Genomic DNA, 18,864 nt, shown 5'->3' with positions numbered 1-18,864 from the left:
GTCATTTTCTTCTTATTATATTTAATTTTTTAAAAAACTTTCTTTTCTTAATCTTATCTCCAGCCTCCAGATGTCCTTGCTCGGCAGCTTTTTGATACCAAAAATAGCCTTGTTCTTTGTCTTTTTTAGTTCCCAAGCCTTTTATATATGCCGCTCCTAATGCGTACTGTGCATACATATTCCCTTGCTCTGCAGATTCTTTAAACCATTTAAAAGTTTCATCCAAGTTTTTTATCACACCCTTACCATATTCATAGCACAATGCCAAATTATATTGGGCTTTTGCATGACCTTGTATTGCAGCTTTTTGATACCATTCAAATGCTTTAGAATAATTTTTCGTTGCGCCTTTTCCATTTTCATAAAGATATCCAAGATTATTTTGTGCTTTAGCAAAACCACTTACTGCTGCCCGTACATACCATTCAAAGGCCTTATCCAAATCTAAAGTAGTTCCTATACCTTTTTCATAGCATAAAGCTAGATTAGTCTGAGCTTTTACACTTCCTAAGGTAGCGGCTTTTTGATAAAATTTAAATGCCATTTCTAAATCTGAATCAACACCTGTTCCTTTTTCATAGCAATATCCTAATTTGTATTGCGCTTCTACATGTTCTTGCTCCGCAGCTTTTTGATACCATCGAAATCCTTGTATCAAATTTTTCTCTGTACCATTTCCATAAATATATGCGGAAGCAATTCGATATTGCGCTGTCGCATCTCCTCTTTCTGCCATCAATTTATAATTTTCAAAAAGTTCAGCATTATCTATTAGTTCTAGATTTTCGGTTATAACTTTCACTTCTGCAGATTTATTACCTAGTAACAAAGGAAGAGTATCATGTGAAATACTGGTATTTACAATAGATGCTTGTTCATATATATATGCATAGCTTACTTCATATTGAGCATTCTTATGCCCCTGATCCGCTGCCATTTTAAACCATTTAAAACCTCTCGCTACATTCTTTGTAACCCCAATACCGTTGGTATATCCAAAGCCTATATCATATTGCGCATCTTTATCGCCACTTATGCCCATGCGTATTAAACTCCTAAAAGATTTCGACATATCCTCAATTCTACATTCATTTAAAATAAAGTCTATAGATGGAATTATCACCTTATTCATGTCTATCTTCTTTATAAAATTATCAATATTTTCATAATTTAATATTTTGGCTTCAATTAACTCTAAGTAAATATCATTAATAGAAATTTTAGTATTCATATTTAAGTTCTGCTCTGCCAGTATTTTATTTGTCATCACAAATTTATCGATTGTTTCTTTCTTTATATCTAGGTGATATTCTTCAACAGTTTTTAATAAAATTTTTCCAATAAAATTATCTTTTAATGTCTGCGACTCCAAATATATAGCACCAATTTCTTCTTCAACATCCATAATCAGTGTTATAATATCTTGTAAATTTATTTCTATATCAGATAAAACATTATTTTTTTGCAATTCATTTGTAATTATTTTCATTTTTTCAATATTTTTTATTGTATATTCACCTAAAACTGATGTAATATTAAATATGTTAATTAATGGGTTATCTGCAGCATATACTCCGCTATCTATATTAATTAATATTTCATTTAAATTATCTATAGTATCAACTTGCTCATTTAATTTAGTCAACAATGGCCATAAAAGTCTGTTGCGCTTCCTTAAATATATCAAGTTTAGCTCCATCGTCAAGTTTATGATTATTTCAGAATGAATATACTCTAAACTATAGAGCACATTGAGAGCCGTTACGATATATTCATCAATTTGGGTATCAGTATCGATATCATCTTGCATTTTTTTTACCCAGCTAAATTCATAAAACATTTTCAATTTATTTTTATTATTCAACACAGCTAGCATTTGGGCTACCATTTCGTTTATCCTAAAAGCAGGAAGACTCTTTAAATAATTAATTTCTGATTGAGTAATCAATAACGTACCCCCTAATAAAATTTTCATATCGTAAAATTATATGAGGGCAAGCCAAACTTTACCATACATTTTGAGTATGTTTTATTAAATATTTATCAATTTCACCTTGTCAATTTCAAAAAAATTTTAGATAATTAACACATAAATATTTTTGGAGGTACTCATGAAAACTAAATTAAACTTAGCAGAAATTTATCCTTCTCTTTCTATTCCAGGTGCTAATCCTATTTTGGAAATATATAATCAATATAAAAGTACAGAATATGACACTCACAATAAACGTCCTTGCATAATAATCTGTCCTGGTGGATATTATCAGTATACTTCTGACAGAGAAGCTGAGCCTATTGCTTTAAAATTTTTATCAGAAGGCTATAATGTATTTATATTGCGATATAGCGTATTACCAGTTCAATATCCACAGCAACTCTTAGAGCTTGCTGCAGCCGTTGCTCATGTCAGAGTTAACGCTACACAATATTACATTGATCCCAATAATATATCCATAGCCGGTTTTTCGGCTGGAGGACATCTATGTGCCAGTTTAGCCACACTGTTTGGTCGCAAATTTATATCTGATACACTCAAAATTAAATCTACAGATTGCTATCCAAATAAATTAATTTTAGGCTACGCAGTAATTGATATCAAACCACATACCCCTCCAAAGTTTGTTGTTGAAGATATCGACATTATACCTTCTCGACAGGAATATTATACTACCGCCATATCTGATTATGTCTCTGCAGCAACACCGCCTACTTTCATTTGGCATACAATATCTGATAAAGTAGTTCCAGTTGAAAATGCATTTATGTTTGCTGATGCGCTTAGAAAAAATAGCATACCTTTCGAACTTCATATTTACCCCTTCGGAACACATGGGCTAAGCTTAGCAAATGACCAAAGTGCCACTAACGAAAAACATCTCAACGAACATGTAGCAAGCTGGGTTAATCTAGCGCTTGAATGGCTAAAAATATCATACAATTAAAAAGCAGGGAGTATTTTCCCTGCCTAATCTACATTTTCTAGCTTAATTAATAAATATTCCTCTTCATTTGTTTCCAGCGTTGCCCCATCAATAAGTTTAATTGCTATTTCACCCATTTTTGCACATCTTCCTGTAATGTAGGAGTCGTAATACTTATATAATTCGCTCAATATATTTCTAACATCTAGTAATATCACTTGTTGAATATCGTTTAAATTATTTCTCTGATCACAGATACAGCCAAGTGCTAATATACAAGAAATTAATCCACAATCATTTAAATTAGCTGTTTTAATTGCATCGATCAATCGCATAATCACATTTTCTAACTCATCAGAAGATATAATCGTATGATCCTTTAATGCAACACCTATAGCATGAGCAGTATCTTGTATCAAGTCTACTTTCCCTTTCTCTACTTGATTTACACTCTTAAAAAACTCTTCTAATATCCAACTTATATTAGTTTTTGTTTTGGCATGAGTATATAAACAAGCCCTAAGATATCTTGATTGCCTACAAATTTTCATCAATTTTTCTAAATCTTGTTCATCTGCACACATTCCTAGAGTAAAAATAGCTTGAATATTTGTTGTCACCTGTTTACCTGCAACGCCTAATTGGTGAAATTCTCCACCCAGTTGTTCCATGCATCTCTTAGCAAGTTCTTTTTTTTCATTCTCAGACCATATATTTCCAATTTTTCTTGCCATAATTATAAAACGCATTTTAGTTTCATCATTGGTAGTCTCTTTCAATATTTTTAAAATCAAAGGTTTAAACTCAGATTTATTAGGTGCTTGATAAATATTATTAATCAATGTTTGAATTTTAAAAGTCAAAGTTTTATCCAAATATGGAGGCTTAGATTTTGCAATTTTATCACATAATTGTATAAGTCTACTTATTTCTGCAACAGCATTTAAGGGTGTTCCTCCTGGCGGATTAAACTTATATTTTTTGTCTCTATTAATTTTTCCACTCTCCGTTGCGATTTCAACTATTCCACTTTCTCTTTTCAATTCTCCTTTTTCATCATCACTAGTCCAAGCATTAATCGTAATAACTTTATTAGTCCCCATATGCACCTTAAATGCAACATAGCTGCCTTTTACATATTTTTGCTTAAATACAATATTTCCACTAGCAATCGTTCGATACGTACCATCCAGATTTCTACTTTGAATTGGAATAGTAATTTTTTGTTGATTAGGCTCTATTCTAAATCCAAACATTACTTTTGAAATATACGGCAGTTCGGCACCTGTCTCTATCAACTGAGTTACTGCACCATTTCTAGAACCTAAATATAGGCTATCATTTAATATACTACGTCCCCACTCAATTTTGATACTGTTTTTGATAACTACAGCCTCTTCTGTACTCGACATACTTTCATTTTGGATAACATTTTCATCCACTTCCAAACCTATTTTCATATCATCTTTAATGATATCATCATACTTGTGCATATAATAATGATATACTGCCGCACCTCTTGCCACAGCTTGATCGGGATCTAGTGCAATGATAGGTTCAAATCCAAAAAAATCTGCTAACCTATTTTTAATCATATAAAATTTTGACATTCCACCATTTACAACCACCGCATCCACTTTTAGATTATCTATTCCCATTTTTTCAGCAGCTTTTTGTAAGACATCCAATATAGGATAGATGATGTTTCTAGTATCTGTTATAGACTCTATGTGCTTGTAGTCTTCAAATTTTATATCTTGAGCCATAAAAGTTTGCAAAATATCTTCAAGTTCTTCTTTAGTAAAACTGTCATCATAGGCATAAGCAATCCCACCCATGTTTCCTCCAACAGAAAAATCCTCATCCTCATCATCATCCCAGCCAGAATCACTGACATACTCTTCCCCATAGCGAGTATTAAGCTCGATTTTTATGTCTTCTGCAAACACCTTAAGAATTGGTAATATTTGTGTTTTTTTACGTTTTAATTCAGTCACAATTTCTGGATATTTTTCATATTGCTTTAAATATCTAGTATACATAACTTCTGCAATCAACTCGTCAAAATCATCTCCACCAAGTCTAGTATATCTATTGGTTGCTATCTCATCTACTTTCAAAATATCAGCATATCCATCACGTCTTGAAATAGTATGCATTGTAATATCTAGTGTCCCACCTCCTAAATCAAATACCATTACATTTTTTTGAGTTAATAGATCTATAATTGTTGAATGTATTTCTCCGTTTTGAATTTGATTAATCAAGTCATATATCACGGCATTAGGTTCCGAAAGAAGCACTGGTCGTTCGCTTCCATCTTCATTTTTAATTTGAATTCCCGCAAAAACCGCCGCCTCCAATGTTGCCTTACACATAGTAGAGTCAAAATTTGCCGGCACTGTAATCACCGCATCAGTAATTTCCTTAGTTCTATAAATTTTTGCAGTTGCTTCTAACATATGCTTTAAAATTTGTGCCGAAATCTGCGAAGGAGTCTTATCCGGAATATCCATCGACAATCCGGCAGCAAACGGTTCTCCCATTTGACTTTTAATAGACTTTGCAACTAAATGGGGTCGAAGAGCATATTGTAATTTAGCAAAATCTCCAACCAAGGGCGAGTAATTGTTTTCCTCACGATAATATACACAAGAAGGCAACGTAGACTTTTTTTGTGTTGAAAGTTTTGGTTTCGAACTTACAGAATTATACATATCAATTGCTCTTGGTATATCAATTACTTTGCTAATCGCATCTCCATTTTGCTTCAGCGAAATAGTTGCTAAAACAGAGTTGGTGGTTCCAAGATCAATGCCCACACATAAATCATTATGCATTATTAGTCACCTCCATCACTTTAGGTCTTGAAATTTGAATGTCATTATATATCCAACCAGGTGAAATTATTTTTACTCTTTTTACATCAGTTTTATTTGCATAAGGACTTCCATCATATAAGCAAAATTGTGCTTCTTCAAATGTTAAATTTATAATATCACTTCCTTTTTTCATCGGATTAATTTTATTATCCTGAACAAATTTAGCCAATTTATCAATCAAAATAAGAAGACCATTTAATTTAATAGGTAAATCAAATTTATCTTTTCGTAACCGTTTAACCTCTTTCTTAATTACCAATAATTCATCTAAAACACATCCATATTTTTCAGAATTTAATTGGCTAAAAAAATACGTAAATTCCTTTACCTTACTCTCTTCTAGCTGTTTCTCAAAATCATCTTGCAATTCCGTTAACATATTATTAAGCATGTTGTTATCTTTTTCTAATTTATTGTTATTATTTTCTAATTCTGTAATCTTATCTATCAAATCTTGTTTTGATAAATTATTAATTTCATCATTATTCTTATACTTTTTATTAAATTGATTAGTTTTTGGATAATGATACACATCTGAAATAATATCAACTACATCATAGAAAAAATACTTTGCATATACAATTCCAAATTTATATATTTCTTTTAGCTCTTTATAAACATCCAATTCCGGGTATTTATAATACATCATTATCGCCAAAATTTTAAATTCTTCTTCATGTCTAGAAATATGAGAGCTAATTGCATTTTGTCGCAATTCTTGAAATTTTTCAAAGGCCTGTTTATCACCATTGATAGCTTGACCAAAATATAGCATTGTTTTTTCGGCCCAACTAAAGATTTCAACTCTTCTTGCCGGATGCCCCAATTTACGTTTTTTCAAGCTCAAAATTATGTCCGAACCATTCAAATCATAATCATATCTTGAATTCATATTAATAGCAATTTGATAAGGCTCGTACGAATAATCTTCACAAATTACTCGCAACATTCTATTTTCTTCTATATAGTGTTCAAAATTATGCTGTCGATTTACTCTTGGAATATGCTTTTTTTCCATTATTACATGGACCTTTTCTAAAATCTTTTTAACCTCTTTTTTTTCTACATTAATTTTACTCAAATTTTACACCTCTTCTTTCTACAGTCTATATATCTCCTGATTATCAATAAAAATAAATTGCGAACGACAATCCGATTCCCGCATTACGGCTTGTTCTATGTCATGATCATTTAAACTAAACGGCTTTTCGCAATGAACTATATATACATGACGCGCATTAATTTTAGTTACGAAATTTTTAATCTCCGAAAAGTCTACGTGCAATGAAAAATCTATATTCATATTATAATACTTAGACTTTGTAACCTTTTTAGACGTTATACAAATATGAGGTGCATCCGATACAGTAGCACTATTATATAAGCGCACATTTTCATGCAATATCGGTATTTCCAATTTTTCTATAACATTCAGTAAATTTTTATCAACATAAATCAAAATATCTTGCTGATTAAAATCATTGAGAAGCTTTAGAAACTCTACCCCTTTTGTCAACTGATTTACCTGACAAGATACAGATCTACCTAAAAAGATTTGTTTATATATCTTTTCTATTGTTTTATATATACCATTTTGGTTTTTTGCATAACTGGAATGTTTGGAATGCAAACCACACATAATCATGGTATCTATCTTAAACCCTGAAAAATCAAAACACCCACTGGTCAACGGACTATTCGCAATAGAATAATCTCCAGTATATAAAATCTTTGAATTACGATATTCAAACAAGATCATCATTGCTCCTGGAATATGCCCTGCCGGAAAAAATGTAGCACTATAGTTTCTAAATTTAATTGTTTTTGCATAGGTAACAGAAATTATTCTATCTAAAACCGATTTAGTTGCTAGCCTTTCTAATTCTCTTGCGTTGGCATTACTATACACTCTATCATATAATTGATATTTGGTCAAAGCTTTAGTCACCGCTGTCATGTATGTATTCGCCTGAGTTGATTCTGTCGCAACATGAGTTAAATATCCAACATGGTCTAAATGCGCATGAGAAATAAAAATTTCATCAATCTGAGATAAACTATTTATAAATGGTGAAGTTTTTAATGCGTGTAAATTTGGTGTAAAAACCAATCCTTCTTTGTCTATTCCAATCCCGGCATCTAACAAAATATTAGATTTTCCCAACTTCAAAAAGTAACAACTAGCCCCAACATTTTGCCCTCCACCCAAAACCATAAGATTCATCTATCTTCACCTCCAAATAACTATCTTATATCAGCAAAATCACCCTCTTTCTTGGAAAATATACCCATTATTATAACTTATTTTATACTATTAATCAAGCTTTTATTTGTTTATTCATAGTTATCATTGTTGTTACAAAATCTCCTATTAAATTATATTTTCGGTATATGACTCTAATGCTATTTTTCAAATATGACTTGACATTCTTTGGCATTTGGTATATGCTGACATCAAAAAAAGTATGCAGACGTTTGATCTTGAGTATCTGACGATTGTTTATAAGACTATCAAAAAATAAGGATGTTCGATATCCATTTTAGTCTTGAAAGGAATGATTATTTAGTGTATAAAAAAGTTGATACTAGCTTAAATTTTGTTGATAGAGAATTGGAGACTCTTTCATTTTGGAAAGAAAATAAAATTTTTGAAAAATCTATAGAAGCTAGAGCTAATAAAGAAAATTTTACTTTTTATGAGGGTCCTCCAACTGCAAATGGAAAACCTCACATAGGTCACGTACTCACTCGTGTAATCAAGGATTTTGTCCCTCGCTATCAAACTATGAAAGGCAAGTACGTTACCCGAAAAGCTGGTTGGGATACTCATGGACTTCCTGTAGAACTAGAAATCGAAAAACAATTAGGCATCAGCGGTAAGCCAGAAATTGAAAAATATGGTGTAGATGCTTTTATAAAAAAATGCAAAGAAAGTGTTTTTAAATATCAAAGTGATTGGGAAAAAATGAGTGAGCGAGTTGGCTATTGGATTGATCTAGAACATCCCTATATAACTTACGATAACAATTATATTGAATCTGTATGGTGGTCTCTCAAATCAATATGGGACAAGAATCTGATGTATAAAGGATATAAAATTGTGCCGTATTGCCCTCGTTGCGGAACTCCTCTATCTTCTCATGAAGTCGCTCAAGGCTATAAAGATATAACAGATATTACTGCCATTGCCAAATTCAAATTACTAAAGGAGAAAAACACTTTCTTCCTAGCCTGGACCACAACCCCTTGGACTCTTCCGTCCAACGCTGCACTTTGTGTAAATCCTGTCGCCCTTTATGTAAAAGCTGCTAAAGATGGCGAAAACTTTATCTTAGCAAAAGAACTTGTCACAGCGGTTTTGGGCGAAGATGTAAAAATTTTAGAAGAATATACTGGAGCCGAACTTAAAGGTATAGAATACGAACCTCTATTCGACTTTGCAAAGCCCGACAAAAAAGCTTTCTTTGTTGTTGCGGATAATTTTGTTACTTTATCTGACGGTACGGGAATCGTTCACATCGCCCCTGCTTTTGGTGAAGATGATGCCAAAGTTGGTCGCGAAAATGATATTCCGTTTATTCAGCTTGTAAATGAGCAAGGATATTTTACTCCAGAAGTAACTCCATGGCAAAATATTTTTGTCAAAGATGCAGACAAGCTCATCATTAAGTGGTTAGACGAGCATAATAAGTTATTTGCCGCCTCACCTTATGAACACAGCTATCCTCATTGCTGGCGATGCGATACCCCGCTTCTATATTATGCTCGAGATACTTGGTTTATAAAAATGAGTACGGTTCGCGATAAATTGATTGCTAATAACAAAACAGTAAATTGGTTGCCTCCTTCTATTGGAGAAGGCCGCTTTGGTAATTTCCTCGAAAATGTTATCGACTGGGGATTATCTCGAAGCCGCTATTGGGGCACGCCTTTGCCAATTTGGGAATGTCCTAATGGTCACAAACACGTCATCGGCAGTGTTGAAGAACTCAAAAAACTTAGCCCAGACTGCCCTGCAGATATCGAACTTCACAAACCATATATTGATTCGGTTCATATTACTTGTCCAGAATGTAACAAACTGATGACGCGCGTTCCTGATGTTATTGACTGCTGGTATGATAGCGGATCTATGCCTTTTGCACAACTGCATTACCCATTCGAAAACAAAGAACTATTTGAACAAAATTTTCCTGCAAACTTTATTTCAGAAGCAGTAGATCAAACTCGCGGATGGTTCTATACTTTAATGGCTATTTCTACTTTAATTTTTGATGTCGCGCCATATAAAAATGTAATTGTTATGGGACACGTTTGCGATCAACATGGTTTAAAAATGAGCAAGTCCAAAGGAAACGTTGTTGAACCATTTAGTGTAATTGATGTTACCGGAGCTGATGCTGTGCGTTGGTATTTTTACTATGCAAGCGCACCTTGGCTGCCAAGCCGTTTTGGTATAGATAATGTCACAGAGGCCTCTCGTAAATTTATGGGAACTGTTTTAAACACTTATGCATTTTATATTTTGTATGCTGATATCGATAAGTTTGACCCTCAAAAATACACTCTTGATACTGCATCTTTAAATATGATGGATAAATGGGTACTTTCAAAATTGAACACTGTTGTTAAAAACGTAGATACCTTCCTCGGCGATTATAAGGTTTTTGAAGCATCAAGAACTATGCAAGAATTTATTGATGATGTATCAAACTGGTATATTCGTCGCTCCCGCGAAAGATTCTGGCTTGGCGGAATGCCGCAAACTAAGATCAACGCATATATGACTCTCTACACTGTCTTGGAAACGTTAATCAAAATTGCTGCACCGTTAATTCCATTTTTAACAGAAGAAATCTATCAAAATCTTGTTCGTACCACTAATAAAACAGCCCCTATGAGCATTCACTTGTGCGATTTTCCTACTGCAAATGAAACTCTAATCAATACCAACTTAGAAGAAAACATGGACAGTGTATTAAAAATTGTAAACCTCGGTCGTGCTTGCCGAAATGAAGCAAATATCAAAACTCGTCAACCAATTGGCAAAATGTATGTGGGTTCTACCAAAACTCTCACAAACGAGTTTATTCAAATTGTTGCCGAAGAACTAAATGTCAAAGAAGTAATCTTCACAAGTGATGCGACCGACTTTATTTCGTATTCGTTTAAACCTCAAATGCGCACACTCGGTCCCAAATATGGTAAACTTCTAAATGATATCAGAATTGCATTAGCAAATCTTGATGGCACCGCGGCCTTTGCAGAACTTAATGCATCTGGCATCCTCGCTCTCAAAATCAAAGGCGAAAATATCAGTCTAACTAAAGATGATCTTCTTATTGCCACTACTCAAAAAGAAGGCTATATCGCTGCCAGTGAAGCTGGATTTACCACTGTCATCGACACTGAGTTAAATGATCAATTAATAGAAGAAGGATTCGTACGCGAAATTATTTCAAAAATTCAAACTATGCGTAAGGAATCTGATCTACTTGTTCAAGATCATATCACCGTGGGATATGCAGACAACGATAAAATTGCTGCTATAATCGAAGCAAATGCAGATTTAATCAAAACCGAAGTCCTTGCAAATGCAATAGAAAATAAACTTTCTCAAACCATTGTCAAAGAATGGAAAGTAAATGGTGAAACAGTTAAGTTTAGTATCAAAAAATTTATGTTATAAAATATAATTTCTAAATTCTGGATTGCCTTTATTATGGCAGTCCTTTTCTTTTACTTATAAAAATTCTTAAATTGTATAGACTAATCTTATACTATAATATTTGAGGTGAAACAATGAACCAATCAGAAAGATTAGACTATCTTGTAACACATTTAGCAGCAGAATATAGTGATCTCGAAATTCCACAGACTTTTGCTGAAAAACGCAACTTATTACGTGCTTTAATGAATGTACGCAAACCAATCCCCATTAGCGATGAATGGCTTCAGATTCAAGATGCTTTTCTATCACAAGAAATTGCCGAAAAAGGGATTATTTCTCGAGAAGAACTTATTACTGATGACGGAAACATTTTTGTATGGAAAGGAGATATTACTAGACTTCAAGTAGATGCGATCGTGAATGCTGCCAACAGTCAACTTCTTGGATGTTTTATTCCAAATCATCATTGCATCGACAATGCGATTCATTCTGCAGCTGGCCTACAACTTCGCCAAGCTTGTGATGGAATTATTTCAAAACAAGGGCATCCAGAAGCAACGGGATCTGCGAAAATGACTGCCGCTTTCAATTTACCTTGTCGCTACGTAATCCATACAGTCGGTCCTATTGTACATGACAAATTAACTCCTCAAAATGAAGAAGACTTAGCAAACTGTTATAAATCTTCGTTAAGCATTGCCGCGGCAGAAAACTGTCATGTCATCGCTTTTTGCTGTATTTCTACTGGAGAATTTCATTTTCCAAACCGACGAGCTGCAGAAATAGCCATAAAAATTGTTAAAAATTTCCTTACCGAAAATGATAAGATTAAGGTGGTGTTCAATGTCTTCAAAGATATCGACTACAAAATATACTCCGAGTTACTCCGCACAGATTGAAGATTTAGCACAAATATTAAGTCAAATTAATAATGTTATAATTGGAGCTGGAGCTGGATTATCCACATCTGCTGGGCTGACTTATTCTGGCAAAAGGTTTACCGATGCCTTTCCCGACTTCATTCAAAAATTTGGTCTAACTGATATGTATTCTTCAGCATTTTATGAATTTCCGGATTTAGAAACAAAATGGGCATATTGGAGTCGCCATGTATTTATGAATGGCTACAACTATGTATTAAATGATACGTACGATATCTTGTTTGATTTAATCAAAGATAAAAATTATTTTGTACTCACCACAAATGCAGATCATGCCTTTTTAAATCACGGCTTCGACCGAAAAAGATTATTTTATACCCAAGGAGACTATCAACTATTTCAATGTTCTGTCCCTTGCGTGCAAGAAACCTTTAAAAATCAATTCCAAATAGTAACAATGGTCAAATTTCAAAAAGATATGCGAGTTCCCACCAAGATGCTTCCAAAATGTCCCTACTGTGACGCCCCTGCTATTAGCAACTTGCGAATCGATGATACATTTGCTCAACCCCCAGGTTGGTATGCAGCACAAGAGCGCTACGAAGAATTTTTGCTGACATATTCTGCAAGCAAACCAATATTGTATTTAGAGCTAGGAGTTGGTTTAAACACACCCGGCATCATCAAATATCCATTTTGGCATTATACTAAACTAAATAATAAAGCCACGTATGTAAGCATTAATCTAAACGAAGTTTCTGTTCCATCAGAAATTACAGATCAAAGCATTTGTATAACCCATGATATTCATGATGCCTTGCATGATTTAAAGAAAATATATAATATATAAATAAGCAACCGTTGAGCTATCCATAGGAGATAGCTTCTTTATTTTTGAATTAAATACTTGTATAATTTAACAAAAGGTTGTATAGTTACATATAGACAATTCCATTCAATACAGTAAAAAATCAATGTATAAGGGGGATTTATTTTATAATGAGAAATTTAACACTTTTAACCGACTTGTATCAACTTACTATGATGCAAGGATATTTTGAGTATGGTATAACTGACAAATCTGTAGTCTTTGATATGTTCTATCGCAAAAATCCATATAACGGAGGATATGCCATCTGCGCAGGTCTTGAACAAGTAATAGATTATATAAACAATTTACATTTTACAGAAGCTGATATTGCATATTTGAAGAGTTTGAATATTTTTAAAGATGAATTTTTAGCTATGCTACGAACTTTTAAATTTACTGGTGAAATATACGCTGTTCCTGAGGGCACTATTGTCTTTCCAAATGAACCTCTTCTACGTGTAAAATCTAATATAATAGAGGCACAATTTATCGAAACAGCTATATTAAATATAATCAATCATCAATCTCTCATCGCAACCAAAGCATCTAGAGTGTGCCTTGCTGCCCAAGGAGATACTGTTCTTGAATTTGGATTGCGACGCGCTCAAGGGCCTGATGCCGGTACATATGGTGCTAGAGCTGCCATTATCGGCGGATGCACTGGCACTAGCAATGTACTTTCTGGGCAAATATTTGGACTTCCAATTTCTGGAACACATGCACACAGCTGGGTTATGAGTTTCGATACCGAATTAGAAGCCTTTAGAGCTTATGCCAATATTTTTCCTGAAAAAGCTATTCTGCTGGTCGATACTTATGATACACTTGGCTCCGGTATTCCCAATGCCATTCAAGTTTTTGACGAGTTGCGAGAAGTCGGTAAACTAACCGGAATATATGGCATTCGTCTTGATAGTGGCGACCTTGCCTATCTCTCCAAAAAGGCTCGCCGGATGCTGGATGCGGCCGGATATGAGCAGGCCATAATAAGCGCATCGAGTGACCTAGACGAAAATTTAATAACTGATTTAAAATTGCAAGGAGCAAAAATTTCGTTGTGGGGGGTAGGCACACGTTTGATTACATCTGAAGGCTGGGGAGCATTTGGAGGTGTCTATAAAATTGTTGCAACTGAAAATAAATATGGTGAATTTATACCCAAAATCAAGCTTTCTGATAATGTTGCCAAAGTGACTAATCCCGGAATCAAAAAAATAGTTCGCTTCTATGATAAAGAACATCATAAAATCAAAGTCGATATAGTTGCACTAGATGATGAGCACTACGATGAAACTCAAACTGTAATAGCTTCTGACCACAATGCTCGTTGGAAAAAAATGGCTTTATTCCCTGGAAAATATACTTTACGTGAACTTCTTGTGCCAATTTTTAAAGATGGCGTATGTGTTTATGAATCTCCGAGCATATTAGAAATAGCAGCTTATGCAAAAAAAGAAATGGCTACTTTGTGGGAAGAGCATACCAGATTTATTAATCCCGAAATTATGCCTGTGGATTTATCAGATAAACTATACTTCTTGAAAGACGAAATGCTCAAAAATTTTAATTTCTAATATAGTAGCGTAAACCCTACAATTATCTGTGGGGTTTCTAGCTGTTGATATAGCTGCGAAATACAATATAAAATTGAAAGGACACTATATTATTATGAAATACAATATGAATTTTGGTTGGAAATTTTTTTATGGCACTGCTGATGCAGGTGAAGATGACGGACCTACCATAATATTTGAAACACAACTACCTCGTAAATGGACCAAAACAGGTAGCTTTAATCTTTCTATGCCTCAATATAATGATAGCAACTGGCAAGATGTTCAGTTACCTCATGACTTTGTAATCGATCGCGGCGTATATACCAGTGATATTCCTTTTTCTACCGGTTCATTAGATACAGGCTTTGGTTGGTATCGCAAAACTTTCACTTTACCTCCAGACTCTCTTGGCAAACGTATATTTGTTACCTTTAATGGCATCTATCGCGACAGCCAGCTGTGGTGTAATGGCGATATCGTCAAAAGAGAACTGAGTGGCTTTAATAGTTACAGAACCGAAATTACCGAAACTGTGAATTATGATAAACCTTCCACTTTAGCAGTATTTTGTGATGCAACGGAGCCAGAAGGTTGGTGGTATACTGGAGGAGGCATTTATCGCGATGCATTTTTAGAGATTGTTCCCCAGCTTTGCTTCGTGCCAAATGGAATTTATATCAAACAGAAAAATGTTGACTTAGCCACCAAAACAGCAGATTTTTCAGTACAAGTAGAAATTGATAGCCTAATAGAAGCTGAATTTACTTGTGCCATAGAATTTTTTGATGCCGAAAAATCTATTGCCACCACAAATTTTTCGGGTACTGCGACAGCCTGTAAAGTTGACTATTTCGAAATACCTATGTCAATATCCAATGCCATTTTATGGAGTGATAAAAATCCGCACCAATATACTGCAAAACTCACGCTCACTTCAATTGCTGGAACAGAAGTCTTCGAGCAAAAATTTGCCCCTAGAGTTTTTGAATACAATTCTGCAGAAGGAATGAAATTAAATGGTCAACCTATCTTTTTGAGAGGCGCCTGCGGTCATGATGATTTTGCCGGAGTTGGTGTTGCTTGTAATCGATCTGTGCATGAATATAAAATTAACAAACTGATTGATATGGGTTGCAATGCGTATCGTTGCTCTCATAATCCACCAGATCCTGTATTCCTAGATATTTGCGATGAAAAAGGGATTATCGTTATGGATGAAATTCGTTGGCCTGCAGTATCCGAAGAAAGCATGAAACCATTTGTAGATATGATTCGTCGAGACAGAAATCACCCTTGCATATTTTCTTGGTCGCTATGCAACGAAGAAGCGGATCTCCTCGGCAAAGACAAAGGTGTACGAGTATTTAAACGCATGATTGCTACCGGAAAATTACATGATGATACTCGAGACTACTTGATGGCCATTAATGCAAGATACCGAAACCATATTTTGAATCACAAAGCAAAAGGATTAGACCTACCTCTAAATGGTGTAAATTACATGATGTTGCGTGATTTTGATGTATACACCAAATTGAAAGAGGAAAATCCAGAAGGCTGCTTTGTAAATACCGAATTAATAGGGCTTGCCACAGTTAGAATTGATAAATATATGCATAAAGCACCGATTGAACGAATTATCACCCAAGCCAAAAACGTTAGTGCAGTATGGCCAAATAAGGAAACTTATGGTAATTTAACTTGCTACGGTGATTGCTATCCTAGATGGGGACAAACTCCAGAAGAAGCATTAAAAGCATATGTTGGTCAATCTCATATGTGTGGATTATTTATGTGGACAGGCATAGATTATCGAGGCGAAACCTTCCCATATAGATTCCCTAACGTAATTTCTCCATTTGGCATCATAGATTATATTGGAATCTTCAAAGATTGGGCATACTATTTTAAAGCTCACTGGACCACAAAAAAATTTATTTGGCTAATGCCCTCTTCATGGGACTTAAAAGCTCTCGAAGGTGACATAATAAAGGTATATGCAATATCATCAATAAATGAAGCTGAACTTTTCTTAAACGGACAATCTTTAGGCAAAAAATCTAAACAAACTCTAGATAACTTTTTTTGGGAAGTGCCATACACTAAGGGTGAGCTCATTGCCATAGCATATGAAAATGATACCGAAGTCGCAAGGCATACTCTCAACACTTCTGCAAAAGAATATCAGTTAACTGCCACTTGTGCCAAATCCAATTTAGTAGCTGACAATACTGATTGCGCTTTAATAGAAATTGGAGTTTGTGATAAATTGGGAAATTTTGTAAATGACAGTGATATATTGGTAGACTTTGAGGTGATTGGAGAGGGCAAATTGCTAGGCCAAGGCAATGGCAATATTTCCAGCCTCGAACACGACAAAGTTCCTTATCGTAGATTATACGGTGGAAAAGCTTTAGCAATCGTTCAGAGCCTCGATCAACTCGGAAAAATTAAGTTGATTGTTTCGGCTGGCGGAGTCATTCCTGCTGAGATTGAATTTGATGTTATAGCATCAGATCAGCCAGAACTAGCTTTATAATAAAAACATAGGCAGGTTGAATTTATTTTTGGCTTGCCTACTATATCAGAAAGGAGTATAAAATATGTTTAAAGGTTTACGCACTTTATTTTTTATGGTCTATCACTTTATTATAAATACCAAAGATCGCAACAAATATCGCGTTGATAATCAGCAATTAGATGTTGAAACTCAAAAACTTTATTCTGAAAAAATTTATCGCATTATGCAGTCATTTTGCCGCGGAATGATCAAAGCATCTGGTTCCGAGATTGTTGTAATGGGCAAAGAAAACTTACCTACACAACGAGGTAATTTATATGTATCAAATCATAGAGGATTTTATGATCCAATGTCTATCGCGGCAGTGATAGATGACCCTTGCATATTTATCGGCAAAGATGAAGTAAAGAAAATGCCCATCATAAGAACTTGGTTTGATGTAATCGGAAGCATCCATATGGTCCGAGACGATCCTCGCCAAGCATTAGAATCGATAAAAAAAGGCACCGCTGCGCTCAAAAATCATCAATCTCTAGTTATCTACCCAGAAGGCACTCGCAGCAAGACTGGACAACTCGGCGAATTTAAATCCGGAAGTTTTAAACTTGCATTTAATTCTGGAGCCACCATTATTCCTATTGCCATCAAAAACACAGAATGTATATTTGAAAATAATAAATTGCCTAATAAGATTAAATCTACCACAATTTATGTAAACATTGGAAAGCCTATCGAAGTAACACATTTATCAAGGCAAGAACAAAAACTTCTTCCAAAACAGGTTGAACAATACGTACAAGAATTATTTGACCAATTGCCATAGATAGTAATACATGGAATTGGCATCTTCAGTATAGCAGAACAAAATAATTTGTGATATACTACATGGGAAAAGGAGTGATTGATATGGAGGCACAACAAGTTGCAGTAGCTACAGCTGAGTCAGGAATGTCCGGTTGGCTAGTTGCTCTGATTTGGATAGTCGTAATAGGCGGAGTTCTTATTGGACTATATTTTTGGGGCAGAAAAATTCAAGGACGTTTTGACGAACAACAAGCCATGATAAACGAACATAAACAAGCAACACAAATTTTTGTTATTGATAAGAAAAAAGATAAATTAGAAAATATAAATCTTCCCAAAATGGTAAAAGAACAAATTCCTAAAAGGCAAGCCAAGCGACAAATGCCTGTTGTAATCGCAAAAATTGGTCCCCAGATTATGACTTTGCTTTGTGATGAAAATATCTATAGCATACTCCCAGTAAAGAAAACCTGCAAAGTTGAACTTGCTGGAGTTTTGATTGTTAACGTATTAAGCGGTAAACTTCCTCAACCAGCAAAAACAGGTTTTAGACAAAAAATGTTAGTTAAAGCAAGTAAGCTACGCACTAAGTCTGTGGAGCTAAAAGATGCCGCCGCTAAATCTGATCAGGCAGCTAAAGATGCCAAAGCACAAAAAAAAGCTGAAAAACTCAAAAACAAAAATAATTAAACTTGGGCCTAGTAAATAATAACCACCGATCTGGTTATATTACATACTAGGCTTTTAATATATTTAA

At 34.3% G+C, this 18,864-nt stretch carries 12 protein-coding genes; 8 read left to right on the top strand and 4 right to left on the bottom strand.

Annotated elements, in window-relative coordinates:
- Nucleotide 1: 1 nt before the first annotated feature.
- The gene (locus PCY70_RS08435) at nt 2-1,948 is read right to left on the bottom strand and encodes an SEL1-like repeat protein (protein ID WP_305766993.1); all 1,947 of its coding nucleotides are present in this window, start codon (nt 1,946-1,948) and stop codon (nt 2-4) included.
- 163 nt (nt 1,949-2,111) lie between these two features.
- Here PCY70_RS08435 and PCY70_RS08430 point away from each other — a divergent pair, with 163 nt between their 5' ends.
- The gene (locus PCY70_RS08430) at nt 2,112-2,942 is read left to right on the top strand and encodes an alpha/beta hydrolase (RefSeq protein WP_305766992.1); all 831 of its coding nucleotides are present in this window, start codon (nt 2,112-2,114) and stop codon (nt 2,940-2,942) included.
- Between the two features lie 23 nt (nt 2,943-2,965).
- Here PCY70_RS08430 and PCY70_RS08425 read toward each other — a convergent pair whose 3' ends face one another.
- The 3 genes from PCY70_RS08425 to PCY70_RS08415 are packed head-to-tail and all read right to left on the bottom strand — an operon-like array spanning nt 2,966 to nt 8,027.
- On the bottom strand, nt 2,966-5,761 hold the full coding sequence (locus tag PCY70_RS08425; protein ID WP_305766991.1) for an Hsp70 family protein: 2,796 nt from the start codon (nt 5,759-5,761) through the stop codon (nt 2,966-2,968).
- On the bottom strand, nt 5,754-6,884 hold the full coding sequence (locus PCY70_RS08420; RefSeq protein ID WP_029488031.1) for a hypothetical protein: 1,131 nt from the start codon (nt 6,882-6,884) through the stop codon (nt 5,754-5,756). The genes PCY70_RS08425 and PCY70_RS08420 overlap by 8 nt, the downstream gene beginning before the upstream one ends.
- A gap of 18 nt (nt 6,885-6,902) precedes the next feature.
- Nucleotides 6,903-8,027, bottom strand: a complete 1,125-nt coding sequence (locus PCY70_RS08415) for an MBL fold metallo-hydrolase (protein WP_010167209.1) — start codon at nt 8,025-8,027, stop codon at nt 6,903-6,905.
- A 342-nt stretch (nt 8,028-8,369) separates the two neighbouring features.
- Between PCY70_RS08415 and ileS the strand changes: the two genes are divergently transcribed.
- The 7 genes from ileS to PCY70_RS08380 all read left to right on the top strand — a co-directional run bounded on the left by ileS (nt 8,370) and on the right by PCY70_RS08380 (nt 18,797).
- The gene (ileS, locus tag PCY70_RS08410; RefSeq protein ID WP_305766990.1) at nt 8,370-11,492 is read left to right on the top strand and encodes an isoleucine--tRNA ligase; all 3,123 of its coding nucleotides are present in this window, start codon (nt 8,370-8,372) and stop codon (nt 11,490-11,492) included.
- 113 nt (nt 11,493-11,605) lie between these two features.
- On the top strand, nt 11,606-12,373 hold the full coding sequence (locus PCY70_RS08405) for a protein-ADP-ribose hydrolase (RefSeq protein WP_305766989.1): 768 nt from the start codon (nt 11,606-11,608) through the stop codon (nt 12,371-12,373).
- A complete protein-coding gene (locus PCY70_RS08400; protein ID WP_305766988.1) occupies nt 12,318-13,205 on the top strand; it encodes an SIR2 family NAD-dependent protein deacylase in 888 nt (295 codons plus the stop codon). The genes PCY70_RS08405 and PCY70_RS08400 overlap by 56 nt, the downstream gene beginning before the upstream one ends.
- 149 nt (nt 13,206-13,354) lie before the next feature.
- Complete coding sequence (locus PCY70_RS08395; RefSeq protein WP_305766987.1) at nt 13,355-14,800, top strand: nicotinate phosphoribosyltransferase; 1,446 nt, start codon at nt 13,355-13,357, stop codon at nt 14,798-14,800.
- Between the two features lie 94 nt (nt 14,801-14,894).
- Nucleotides 14,895-17,321 (top strand): glycoside hydrolase family 2 protein, encoded by a 2,427-nt coding sequence (locus PCY70_RS08390; RefSeq protein ID WP_305766986.1) that lies wholly within the window; start codon nt 14,895-14,897, stop codon nt 17,319-17,321.
- A gap of 64 nt (nt 17,322-17,385) precedes the next feature.
- Nucleotides 17,386-18,126 carry a lysophospholipid acyltransferase family protein gene (locus PCY70_RS08385; protein WP_305766985.1) on the top strand — a complete coding sequence of 247 codons (741 nt, stop codon included), beginning with the start codon at nt 17,386-17,388 and terminating at the stop codon, nt 18,124-18,126.
- A gap of 83 nt (nt 18,127-18,209) precedes the next feature.
- Entirely contained in the window at nt 18,210-18,797 is a 588-nt protein-coding gene (locus PCY70_RS08380; RefSeq protein ID WP_010167222.1) for a hypothetical protein, read from the top strand.
- Nucleotides 18,798-18,864: the final 67 nt, after the last annotated feature.

It is taken from the genome of Candidatus Epulonipiscium viviparus (assembly GCF_030708075.1).
Taxonomy (GTDB): domain Bacteria; phylum Bacillota; class Clostridia; order Lachnospirales; family Cellulosilyticaceae; genus Epulonipiscioides; species Epulonipiscioides viviparus.
Note: the sequence above shows the minus strand (reverse complement) of the source record. Positions and strands in the feature narration are given on the sequence as shown.